This is a genomic window from Marinifilum sp. N1E240 (assembly GCF_009295825.1).
Lineage (GTDB): Bacteria > Bacteroidota > Bacteroidia > Bacteroidales > Marinifilaceae > Marinifilum_A > Marinifilum_A sediminis.
On the sequence record NZ_WHKF01000043.1, the window covers coordinates 1 to 403 of the forward strand.

1 protein-coding gene is annotated in these 403 nt (G+C 57.1%); it reads right to left on the bottom strand.

Annotated features, from left to right (window positions below):
* The coding region (locus GCQ56_RS20185) for a phage minor tail protein L (protein WP_152736343.1) at nucleotides 1–403 on the bottom strand (403 nt) is incomplete at both ends.

A 403-nucleotide genomic window follows, 5' to 3' on the forward strand; every position in this document is an offset into this window, starting at 1 on the left:
ACTGCGAAAGTTTGTTAATGGAAAGGAAGCCGCCAAAGTTGCCGACGTTATTGCGGAACTTACAACCGCTCAGGCATTTGCTGCATTTATCCTTCGTGATATCGGACGTTGGCTGGTCATATTCATCCGCGACAGCCGGACCGCTATAACCGCACTCGTCACCGCGATAGGTCCAGGTGCAGGGGTTGGCCAGCAGGATACGTCCCGGAAAAACAGCGCCATCCGTTTCCGTCGGCGTGGACCGTACAAAGGAGGCACTCACCGCGCTCTGTTCGCTGCACTGCTCAATGCGCCAGCGGCTGATCACCTCCTGCTCCGGATCGGCGTAACTGTTTCCGTTGACGAAGTTCACCGCATCCAGAAAACGGGCGTAAACCTTACGCCGGACCACCGTTCCGCCGAC